The organism is Nocardiopsis sp. NPDC057823 (assembly GCF_042797335.1).
GTDB classification, from domain to species: domain Bacteria; phylum Actinomycetota; class Actinomycetes; order Streptosporangiales; family Streptosporangiaceae; genus Nocardiopsis; species Nocardiopsis changdeensis.
In genome coordinates, this window is the sequence record NZ_JBHVLR010000005.1 from 312394 (window position 1) to 322698 (window position 10305).

General features: G+C 72.6%; 5 protein-coding genes. All 5 read left to right on the forward strand.

Going from position 1 to position 10305, the window contains the following annotated elements:
- Nucleotides 1-41: 41 nt before the first annotated feature.
- The 5 genes from ACFVNO_RS12040 (at nt 42) to ACFVNO_RS12060 (ending at nt 10096) form a co-directional block, all read left to right on the forward strand.
- On the forward strand, nt 42-2861 hold the full coding sequence (locus ACFVNO_RS12040) for a sigma-70 family RNA polymerase sigma factor (protein ID WP_355263341.1): 2820 nt from the start codon (nt 42-44) through the stop codon (nt 2859-2861).
- Nucleotides 2862-3055: 194 nt separating this feature from the next.
- Complete coding sequence (locus ACFVNO_RS12045; protein WP_378891887.1) at nt 3056-4678, forward strand: NYN domain-containing protein; 1623 nt, start codon at nt 3056-3058, stop codon at nt 4676-4678.
- Nucleotides 4679-4710: 32 nt separating this feature from the next.
- Entirely contained in the window at nt 4711-5274 is a 564-nt protein-coding gene (locus ACFVNO_RS12050; protein WP_355263347.1) for a hypothetical protein, read from the forward strand.
- 1059 nt (nt 5275-6333) lie between these two features.
- A complete protein-coding gene (locus tag ACFVNO_RS12055) occupies nt 6334-8910 on the forward strand; it encodes a ribonucleoside-diphosphate reductase subunit alpha (protein ID WP_378891889.1) in 2577 nt (858 codons plus the stop codon).
- 103 nt (nt 8911-9013) lie between these two features.
- Nucleotides 9014-10096, forward strand: coding sequence for a ribonucleotide-diphosphate reductase subunit beta (locus ACFVNO_RS12060; RefSeq protein ID WP_220563818.1), 1083 nt, complete (start codon nt 9014-9016; stop codon nt 10094-10096).
- Nucleotides 10097-10305 lie beyond the last annotated feature (209 nt).

Here is a 10305-nt window from a genome sequence, read left to right on the forward strand (position 1 = left end):
ACTCCTTCGGCCCCCACCCCACATGAGAAAGGGACGTTCGGGTGTCCGACGCCGAGGCTGACCACACCGAGGTACTGGCGGGTGACGCCGAGTACATTCGCCGTGTGCGGGAGGGCGAGACCTCCGCATACGCCGTGCTGTACGAACGCCATGCCGCCTGCGCCCGCGGCCTGGCCCGGCAGCTGCTGCGCGGTGACGCCGAGGTGGAGGACGCGGTCGCCGAGGCGTTCACCCGGGTGCTCAGCGTCATCCAGCGGGGCAAGGGCCCGACGGACTCGTTCCGCCCCTACCTGCTCACGGCGGTCCGCAACGCCGCCTACGACCGCGGACGCGGGGAGAAGCGCCAGGTCGTCACCGACGACATGGAGAGCCTCGACCCGGGCGTCCCCTTCGTCGACCCCGCACTGGAGGGCCTGGAGCGCTCGCTGATCGCCCGCGCCTTCCTCTCGCTGCCCGAACGCTGGCAGGCGGTGCTGTGGCACACCGAGATCGAGGGGGCCAAACCCTCGGAGGCCGCCGCGATCCTGGGCCTGAACCCGAACGGCGTCGCGGCCCTGGCCTACCGCGCCCGGGAGGGCCTGCGCCAGGCCTACCTCCAGATGCACCTGGCGGGCGGCACCGTCGCCGAGGCCTGCCGCCCCACGGTGGGCCTGCTCGGCGGGTACGTCCGGGGCGGCCTGTCCAAGCGCGACACCGGCAAGGTCGACAAGCACCTGGACGGCTGCGCGGACTGCCGCGAGGTGTACGCGGAGCTGATGGACGTCAACGTCGGCCTGCGCGGGGTGGTCCTGCCCCTGGTCGTCGGCGTCGGCGCCACCGGCTACCTGGCCCTCACCCCGGGCGGCGCGGCCACGGGGGCCTGGTGGGGCCGGATGTCGCGCCGCCAGCAGCAGGCCACGGCGGGCGGCGTCGCCGCGGCCGGAGTGGCGGTCGCCGCCGCACTGGCCCTGGTGGCCGGGCAGACCCCGGTCCCGCCCGAGAACGAGGCCGCCCCGGACCCCTGGTCCCCGGTGGTGCAGCCGCCCGCCGCCGCGCCCGACCCGGACACCCCGCCCGGGGCGCCCCGGGCTCCGGGTGCCCCGCCCGCCGCCCCGCTCGCCGACCCCCGGGACCCGGACCCGCAGTCCCCGCCGCGCCCGGGCGAGCCCGACCCGCCCCCGGCGGTGCCGCCCGCGGACGTCCCCGAGGAGGAGGTCCCGGCGGAGGAGGCCCCCGAGGCGCTGTTCGCGGTGGGCATCGACCCGGTGGGCGCGCTGGTCCCGGGCGGCTCCGGGATCATGGTGCTGGACGTGCGCAACCTGGGCGCGCCCACGCTCGCCGAGGTCGTCGCCATGATCACCCTGCCCCCCGGCGTGGACATGGTCTCCTCGGGCGGCGCGGGCAACGCGGTGCGCATGGCCGACGGCGAGGGCGACTGGAGCTGCGCGGCCGACTCCGACGGCGGCGAGTGCGTGCGCCCGGCGATGGGCGCGGGCGAGAACAGCACCTACTTCTTCGACGTGACCGTCTCCCCGGACGCCCGGCTCGACGTGCCCGCCTCGGCGACGGTGTCGTCGGGCACGGTGAGCGCGGCCGCCACCGGGGAGCGGGGCGTCACCGCCGAGGGCGTGCCCGCCCGGTACGCGACGGCCGGCCGGGTGACGGTGGAGACCGTCGGCAACTCCCTGATGACCTGCACCGAGCCGGAGGACCGGTGGCCCTGGCCGTGGTGGGGCCGCCCCGGCGCCCCCGGGGCCGAGCCCGGCCCCGAGCCCTCGCCGGAGCCGACGGCCCCCCCGGAGGAGGACGCCGACCTGGCGCGCGCCCCCCGCGAGCCGGATCCGGCCGCGCCGGGCCTGCCCGGCCTCGGGCCGGACGGCCCCCTGACCGGGACGCCGGAGGCCCCCGGGTCGGAAGGGGCCGGTGAGCCCTCCGAGCCGGAGGTGACCCCGTCGGAGCCGGAGACCGGGGCCGATGACGATGCGGTCACGGAATCCGGCGACCGGACCCCGCCGGGCTACGACCCGGAGCCGACCCCGGAACCGACCCCCGAGCCGGAGGAGCCCCCCGCGGACGGCCCGTGCGCCCAGGCGCGCGAGCGCCTGGGGGACGCCCGGGACAACGACAACTGGGTGATGGCCCCGCGCGACGACGACTGGAACCCCACCACCACCGCCTCCAGTTCCGCCACCTGGGCCCTGCCCGAGGGCGGCCGGGTGCGCTGGGCGGGCCTGTACTTCTCGGCGGCGGGCTCGCACGGCTCGCACACCGCGCGGATCAAGGGGCCGGCGCAGGACGTCTACCACACGGTCACCGCCACCGACGTGCGCTCGGCCGAGCTGCCGGGCTTCCCCGCCTACCAGGCGTTCGCCGACGTCACCGAGATCGTGCGGGCACAGGGCGGCGGCCAGTGGTGGGTCGCGGACGTCCCGGCGATGGAGGGGCGCGCCCTCTACGCGGGCTGGAGCCTGGTGGTCGTTCTGGAGGACCCGTCGATCGGCTCCTACAACCAGGCGATGGTCCTGGATGAGACCGGGGCGGTGTTCCACGACGCGTCGGGGCTGCGCTTCCCGGTGTCGGGCCTGCTGCCCGCGTCGGTCCCCGCGCAGGTGGACGTGGTCGCCTGGGAGGGCGACGCGGACCTGGGCGGCGACCGGGTGACGGTGGACGGGGCGACGGCGGTGCCCGTGGACGGCCACGGGACGGCCGACAATGTGTTCGCGGGGTCGGCGCGGGGCGCGTCGGGGGACCCGATGGCCTTCGGTACCGACATCGTCCGGTTCGCCCCCGTGCTGGGCAGGGAAACGGACATCCGAATCCTGTCGGAGCAGGACGCGGTGCTGGCCGGAGTGGTCGCCCTGGTGGCCCCGATGCGGACCTGAAACCCCGCTCCGGCAAAGGGGCCCGGTACCGGGAGAGGCGCCCGCTGGCGCCTCTCCGCGGGTTTCCTCACAGCCGGTTGTCCCAACCGTGACTGTCCGTGTTCGCAAGGAGCACGCAAAACCATACAGACTTGGCTAGGCTGTGCCCCGGTCATGGATATGGCCCCAGAGTCAACAGGGAAGGGGGCGATGTCGTGGACCGTTGCGCGTTGTTCGTCGACGCGGGATACCTTCTCGCGGACGGCGCGATGGCCGTGCACGGAACCCGCAACCGGGACTCCGTCTCCTGGGACTACTCCGGTCTCGTGCAGTTCCTCAACGAGGTGGCACGCGACCGCACCGGCCTGCCCTTGCTGCGCTGCTACTGGTACGAGGCGGTCTCCGACGACCGCCGTACCCAGGAGCAGGAGGGCATCGCGGACATCCCCGGCGTGAAGTTCCGGGCCGCGCGGATCAGACCGGGCCGCCGCGAGGGCGTGGAGAGCTACGTCCAGCGCGACCTCACCACCCTGGCCCGGACCGGCGCCCTGTGCGACGTGGTCCTGGTCAGCGGGGACGAGGACATGGCACCGGTGGTCGCCGAGGTCCAGGACATGGGTGTGCGGGTCACCGTCGTGCACGTCTCGGTCGAGGGCAACTGGACGATCTCCCGCGCGCTGCGCCGGGAGTGCGACGACCTCATCGAGATCGGCGCAGGGCACCTGCGCCCGCACGTCAGCCTGCTCTCGGGCGGCTCCGCCCCTCAGGAGACCGCGGCCAAGACCACCACCCCGTTCGCCAACGGCCGGGGGCACTCCGCCCCCGAGACCCCGCGCCGCCCCGTCGCCACCGCCCAGCCCGGGGGCTCCCGGGTGGAGCCGGTCGACACCTCCACCGGCGGCCTGGAGGCGATGTTCGCCGGGACCGGCGGACAGGCGGTCGCCCAGGGCACCGCCATGGAGCAACTGCGCGCGATGCGCCGCACCCTGGCCCAGCAGCGCGGCGGCGACCACCTCGCCGGACCGGCCACCGAGGGGCGCGGCGGCGCCATCGACGCCAACGGGTTCCCCTCCGGCGGCCAGCCGTCCGCCGCGGGCGGCGGGTACCCGCCGCAGACCGGCGGCTACCCGGCCACCGGGAGCCACCCGTCGCTGCGCGGCGACCAGGGCGGGTACGGCGTGCCCGGCCGGCAGCCGCAGTCGATGTCGGGGCCCCAGCAGGGGTTCTCGGCGGGGACGGGGCCGCAGCAGTCCTTCGCCGCGGGCACCGGACCCCAGCAGTCGTTCGCCAACGGGACGGGGCCCCAGCGCTCCTTCGCCGAGGACGGGCGCCAGGGGCACGCGCCACCCAGAGCGGGGCAGCCACAGGACCCGAGGTTCCCGGGCGGTAACGAGTCCGGGTACGGGGGTGCGAACGACGCAAACCCTACCTATGGGACCAGTACGGCAACTGACTCCGCCTCCCATGGCGGGGTGGGCTCCTACGGGGGCGCACCGCCGACTGGTCCCGCCCATGAGACCGGGTTCGGGACGACCGGATATCACGAATCCCGGCCCGGTCACGGATATCCCCAGCAGACGCCCTCCGTCGCGCATACCGTTGACGAAGCGGTGCATGTCGCGCGCCGGGAAGGGAACGACTTCGCGGAGTCGATCGCGCGCGAAGCCCCCGCCCTGTGGGTCGAGGCCGTCCTCGCCCGCAGGCCCCGGATGCCCTCCGACCTGGAGGCGCGTCTGCTCCAGGGGTCCTCGCTGCCGATCGACCACCTGTTGCGCGACGAGGTCCGGGACGGGCTGCGCCAAGGGTTCTGGCAGGCGTTGGAGCGTGCCAGGCGCTAGCGCCGCGTGCGAATGCGGAAGGTGGATGGACGATGCGGGTGACCCGCGTGACGACGGCCGAGCTCGACCGTCTGGAATTCCACGCCGTCCGCTCGGGCGAACACGGCGAGGTCGCCGCGCGGCTCCTCGATCTGGCCAACCGGGTCGACGCCGGGAGCGAGATCTCCCGCGCGGAGCTGTTCGTCCGGGCGGGCGAGCAGTGGGAGATCGCCCAGGAGTACGAGCGCGCCTGCGCCGCGTACCAGCGGGCGATCGACGACGGCGGCCCCACGGTCATCGACGCGCGCGCCCTGAGCGCGGGCGCCCTGCTCCAGCTCGACGAGATGGAGCAGGCCAGGGCGCAGCTCAAACGGCTGGAGAGCGAAGAACCGCGCGGACTCCAGACCTACCTCCACGTCGCCGAGGCGCTGTACGCACACGACGATCTGGAGGGCGCGGAGCGGTGGGCCACCGAGGGGGCGCGCCGGTTCCTCGACCGCGACCTCACGCCCTACGTCCACGACCTGCTGTGGGAGCTGCTACGGATCCGCTTCCGCATCCGCGCCGACCGCGGCCTGCCCGAGGACGACCTGGACCGCCGCCTCGACGAGGAGTGAGCGGGGGCGGGGCGCCTCCGTCCTCCGCTGTGTCCCCGGGCCGTCATCCGGTCCCGCCGTGCCGTGTTCCCGGACGACCCCCCGGCCCGGCCGCTGTGGCCCTCCGCCCCGCCGTGTCTTGGGGCAGCCACCGGTCGGGCCGCCGTGCCCCCGCCGCCCCGGCCCCGCCGTGCGGTGTCCCCCGGCTGCCCCCGGCCAGGCCGCCGTGTCTCGGGGCCGCCACCCGAACCGGCCGCCGTGTTCCGACGCCCCGGCGTGCCGTACCCGTCCCTGGGACACCTGCGGCGCGGCGTCAGGGGATGTCCGGGTGTGTCCGGGTGCGTGTGCGAAACGCCCGCGACGAAGGTGACCTAGGTCGCTCCAGGGGCTTCCCGGGCCCGCGCGTGCGGCCGGAGCCGACCGGGTACGCCAGGTTCTCCGGGGCCGTCCGGCGGCGCGGTGGCGGGCTTCCCGGGCCGGGGCGCCCATCGCCGCGGCGGGGTCGGGCGCGAACCGCTCCGCGGGAGTCTTAGGCTTGCCACGACCGCCCTCCGACGGGTCGCCCGGACACCCGTGCCGGACCCGCTCCGGACCCCCGGTGACGCCGTTCCACGTGGCCCGATGCGTGCCCCATACCACGCTCCGAGGGCGAGTTCGACGTTCATCGAAGAACGTGAGAAAACGACGACACGCCACTATCTTGGGATGGTTCCTGGCGGCAGCCACTAGATGTAGTATCAACTCCCGCTGGTGCTTCACCCTTCGGGGTGGCAGGGAACGCCGGAGAGATCCCGGGACGGCCCTGCCGGATCAGTGGGACGCGACCGCCGCGACCGGCCCGGAACCCCCGAGTTTCCGGGCGGCCGGACGACGGCCCGCGCGAACGAGAACCGAACACCGGCGCGCACGCATCGCCGTGCTGCGCTTGTAGGGAACGGGGGCTTGGGAGAGGGCGACCCGTGACACACCGCGACGACCGTACGCACCCGGTGCGCCGGTCGCCCAGTGGGCGCCGCACGACCCAGTAGCCACCGTCCCCACCCCGCCGGGACTTCTTCAATTCGAGGTTGGAGCCGCTGTATGACCCTTGACGTCGAGGCCGCGCCCGCATCCGTTCGGCCCGAGCCGGCCACCGAGGGAGCGCCCCCCGCCGCGCTCGACCGGATCGAGCACGTGGTGACCGAGGCCTGTGCGCGACTGGCCGGTGTTTCGGCGGAGAAGGTCCTCGCGGAGGCCCGGCGCGGCCTGTACCCCGGCATCCCCGACTCCGAGGTCGAGCTGGCCCTCATCATGGCCGCCCGCAGCTACGTCGAGGTCGACCCCGACTACTCCTACGTCGCCGCCCGCCTGCTGCTGGACAAGCTGCGCAGCGAGGCCCTGAGCTTCATCGCCGGGGCCCCCGACGCCGCCACCCAGACCGACATGGCCGAGCGCTACGCCACCTACCTGCCCGCGTACATCAGCCGCGGCATCGACCTGGGCCAGCTCGACCCGGCCCTGGCCAAGTTCGACCTGGAGCGCCTGGGCAAGGCCCTGCACGCCGACCGCGACGAGCAGTTCACCTTCCTCGGGCTCCAGACCCTGTACGACCGGTACTTCCTGCACAGCGACGAGACCCGGTACGAGCTGCCGCAGGCGTTCTTCATGCGCGTCGCCATGGGCCTGGCCCTGAACGAGGACGACCGCGAGGCCCGCGCCATCGAGTTCTACGAGCTGCTGTCCTCGTTCGACTTCATGGCGTCCACGCCCACCCTGTTCAACTCCGGCACGGTCCGCGCCCAGCTGTCGTCCTGCTTCCTCACCACCATCGGCGACGACCTCCAGGCCATCTTCCACGGCATCAGCAACAACGCGATGCTGTCCAAGTACTCCGGCGGCCTGGGCAACGACTGGACCCCGGTGCGCGGCCTGGGCTCGCACATCAAGGGCACCAACGGCAAGAGCCAGGGCGTCGTCCCGTTCCTGAAGATCGCCAACGACACCGCGGTCGCGGTCAACCAGGGCGGCAAGCGCAAGGGCGCGGTGTGCGCCTACCTGGAGACCTGGCACATCGACATCGAGGAATTCCTCGACCTGCGCAAGAACACCGGCGACGAGCGCCGCCGCACCCACGACATGAACACCGCGAACTGGGTTCCGGACCTGTTCATGCAGCGGGTGGAGCAGGACGGCCAGTGGACCCTGTTCTCCCCCAACGAGGTCCCCGACCTGCACGACCTGTACGGCACCGCCTTCGCCGAGGCCTACGCCGCCTACGAGAAGGCCGCCGACGAGGGCCGCATCAAGGTCTTCAAGCGGGTCCGCGCCGTCGACCTGTGGCGCCGCATGCTCACCATGCTGTTCGAGACGGGCCACCCCTGGATCACCTTCAAGGACCCGTCCAACCTGCGCTCCCCGCAGCAGCACGTCGGCGTGGTGCACTCCTCCAACCTGTGCACCGAGATCACGCTCAACACGGACGCCGAGGAGGTCGCGGTCTGCAACCTGGGCTCGGTCAACCTGGCCCAGCACGTCGGCCCCGACGGCATCGACACCGAGCGCCTGCGCCGCACCGTCCGCACCGCCGTGCGAATGCTCGACAACGTCATCGACGTGAACTTCTACACGATCCCCGAGGCCGAGCGCGCCAACATGCGCCACCGCCCCGTGGGCCTGGGCCTGATGGGCTTCCAGGACGCGCTGTTCAAGCTGCGCCTGCCCTACGCCTCCCAGGGCGCCGTGGAGTTCGCCGACGAGAGCATGGAGCTGATCAGCTACCACGCCATCGAGGCCTCCATGGAGCTGGCCGCCGAGCGCGGCGCCTACGAGACCTTCGAGGGCTCGCTGTGGAGCCGGGGCATCCTGCCGATCGACTCCGTCAAGCTCCTCGCCAAGGAGCGCGGCGGCGATCTCGACATGGACCGCGGCCAGACCCTCGACTGGTTCTCGCTGCGCGAGAAGGTCAAGAAGACCGGCATGCGCAACTCCAACGTGATGGCGATCGCGCCCACCGCGACCATCGCCAACATCACCGGCGTGAGCCAGTCGATCGAGCCGGTGTACCGGAACCTGTTCGTCAAGTCGAACATGTCCGGCGACTTCACCGTCGTCAACGACTACCTGGTCCGCGACCTCAAGGCCCGCGGCCTGTGGGACGAGGACATGGTCTCCCAGCTCAAGCTGCACGACGGCAGCCTCGGGCTGATCGACCGCGTGCCGGACGACCTGAAGGCGCTGTACGCCACCGCGTTCGAGGTCGACCCCGACTGGCTGGTCGACGCCGGCGCCCGCCGCCAGAAGTGGATCGACCAGGCCCAGTCGCTCAACCTGTACATGGCGGCCCCCAGCGGCAAGAAGCTGGACGCCCTCTACCGGCGCGCCTGGCGCTCGGGCCTCAAGACCACCTACTACCTGCGGTCGCAGAGCGCCACCCACGTGGAGAAGAGCACGATCAAGGGGACGGACGGCCGGCTGAACGCGGTTTCGGCCACCCCGGCGGCCCCGGTTGCCACCCCGACCCCGGCCGCCGCCCCGGCGCCGACCCCCGCCCCCGCGACGGCCGCGCGCCCGGCGCCCGTCGCCGAGCCGGTGCGGGAGCCGGACGAGGTGGACGAGTTCGAGATCGTCGAGGGGCAGGCCTGCTCCATCGACGACCCCGAGTGCGAGGCCTGCCAGTAGGACCCGTCGACGTGATCCGGGCCGCCCTCCCCCCGACAGGGGAGGGCGGCCCGCCCCAAGCCCCACGATGCGTTTCCGGGCCCTCCCGGAGAAGGAAAGACACATGACCGCGACCTCTGAGAACACCGCGAGCGCCGCCAGCGGCCTCGGCGAGATCGAGCGCGACGCCGCGCGCGTCAACGTCGACGACAAGGCGATGATCAACGCCCGCGCCGACGTCAACCAGCTCCTCCCGCTCAAGTACACGTGGGCCTGGGAGAAGTACCTCGCCGGGTGCAACAACCACTGGATGCCCACCGAGGTCGCCATGCAGGCCGACATCGCGCTGTGGAAGTCCCGTGACGGGCTCACCGAGGACGAGCGGCTCATGCTCAAGCGGAACCTGGGGTTCTTCGCGACCGCGGAGTCGCTGGTGGCGAACAACATCGTCCTGGCGGTGTACCGCCAGCTCACCAACCCCGAGTGCCGGCAGTACCTGCTGCGCCAGGCGTTCGAGGAGGCCGTGCACACGCACACCTTCCAGTACATCTGCGAGAGCCTGGGCCTGGACGAGGGCGAGCTCTTCAACATGTACCGGGAGATCCCGTCCATCACGGCGAAGGACGCCTGGGCGCTCAAGTACACGCAGAACCTGGAGGACCCGGAGTTCCGCACCGGGACCCCGGAGGCCGACCAGGCGTTCCTGCGCGACCTGGTGGCGTTCTACGTGATCTTCGAGGGCATGTGGTTCTACACCGGCTTCGCGCAGATCCTGTCGCTGGGCCGCCGGAACAAGATGGTCGGCATCGCCGAGCAGTACCAGTACATCCTGCGCGACGAGTCGATCCACCTGAACTTCGGCATCGACGTGATCAACCAGATCAAGATCGAGAACCCGCACCTGTGGACCGAGGAGTTCCAGGCGGAGGTCCGGCAGATGCTGACCGACGCGTGCGAGCTGGAGGTCGCCTACGGGCGCGAGACGATGCCGCGCGGCATCCTCGGCCTCAACTCGGAGCTGTGCGAGAAGTACATGCACTTCATCACGGACCGCCGCGCCGAGCAGATCGGCCTGGCGCCCATCTTCGGCGAGACGGAGAACCCGTTCCCGTGGATGAGCGAGATGATGGACCTCCAGAAGGAGAAGAACTTCTTCGAGACCCGCGTGATCGAGTACCAGACCGGCGGCGGCCTGGACTGGGACTAGTCCCTGGCGGTCCACTGGACCCGGCCCTTCTCCCCTGTCGGCGGCGGGGGAGGGGGGCCGTTCGCGTTCGCCCTCCCGCGCGTCGGTGAACAAGGCGTGTCGGAAGTACGCGAATCGCTCCCCCCGGACGGTTCGGGCAGTACCTTTTCTCCAGGGGAGGCCGTCCTCCCCGCCGCGGGGGGGCGGGGGGGGGGGCGCGGGGGGGGGGG

Excerpts from the sequence above, each read along its gene's own strand:
- ACFVNO_RS12060 (WP_220563818.1), top strand. The coding sequence starts at position 9,014 with ATGACCGCGACCTCTGAGAACACCGCGAGCGCCGCCAGCGGCCTCGGC.
- ACFVNO_RS12050 (WP_355263347.1), top strand. The coding sequence starts at position 4,711 with ATGCGGGTGACCCGCGTGACGACGGCCGAGCTCGACCGTCTGGAATTC.
- ACFVNO_RS12055 (WP_378891889.1), top strand. The coding sequence starts at position 6,334 with ATGACCCTTGACGTCGAGGCCGCGCCCGCATCCGTTCGGCCCGAGCCG.